The sequence below is a fragment of the Ohessyouella blattaphilus genome (assembly GCF_024721265.1).
Classification (GTDB): domain Bacteria; phylum Bacillota; class Clostridia; order Lachnospirales; family Lachnospiraceae; genus Aequitasia; species Aequitasia blattaphilus_A.
This window is the reverse complement of the sequence record NZ_JAMXOC010000084.1, coordinates 1-984: the sequence shown is the minus strand read 5'-3', so window position 1 is coordinate 984 and position 984 is coordinate 1. Positions and strand designations below refer to the sequence as shown.

The 984-nt window shown below is 47.0% G+C and carries 1 protein-coding gene; it reads right to left on the bottom strand.

Going from position 1 to position 984, the window contains the following annotated elements; genetic code table 11:
• A partial coding sequence (locus NHH16_RS15460) for a hypothetical protein (protein WP_262070482.1) occupies window positions 1-984 on the bottom strand: 984 nt, incomplete at both ends.

Sequence of the window (984 nt, the reverse complement as noted above, 5' to 3'; positions counted from 1 at the left end):
GCACCACGTGTCGTAGTCGTAGCCTGTATTTGCAAACCCGCCCAGACTAGACAAGCTATTGTCATTAGATAGCACAGTATAGTTGTTCGTAGTCGAAATCGAATCACTTGTCCACCCTAGATATTCTCTATAGCCCGAAACCGTTTTTTGTCCATCGCTTAACGTGCCCTTATTGCCGTCATAGATGATACGGTAACTTAGGTAGTTAATATCGTAGTTGTTTAGAGGATATATTCGATTATCCAATTCGGCATTCGTTGGTGACACACTGCTAGCAGATAAACATGAGTAAGAGCTACTAGCTATGTCTGTTGCGGGTATGCTGAGAATAGCGGCCGAGTTTCCGGTAAAGGTTGTACTCGCATTCGTTACTACATTTGCGTATGCTTTCGTGAATACTCCACCGCCGTGACCTGTTGCCTTACAGTTTGTGATACTAGAGTCACACAAGTCGGCTGTTGATGTATCATCCACATATACACCGCCCCCGGCTCCCGCAGTCGTGCGTAAATCGGGGTTGCTCTTATCAGTAGAACACTTCGTAATAGTCGCACCTGACGCTACAAGACTTGAACCCGTTAAGTAGATGCCACCGCCATTATTAGAGACACTGTTTGAGACAGTTGTACCTGTCAAATTGGCGACTGAACTCGACGTAGCGAAGATGCCAGCACCCGCCTTAGCGGCTACGTTGCCGTCGATGATACCGTTTGTCATATCTATCGTACCGCCGTCTAAACATATACCCCCACCAACACTGGACGAACTTGTTCCACTGTTTCCCGCAATTGTGGTATCTGTAGCGGTAACGGTTGCGTTTTTGATGTATAAGCCACCACCCGATTGATAGTCAGCCCAACGACCAAGTGCCGTGTTGTTTCGTATCGTGGTATTTTTTATCGTAACGCTAGAACCAGAGTCTGCCACATACATACCACCGCCGCGAGATTCTGAGGAGCACTTTTCGATAACGGTGTTTGTGAT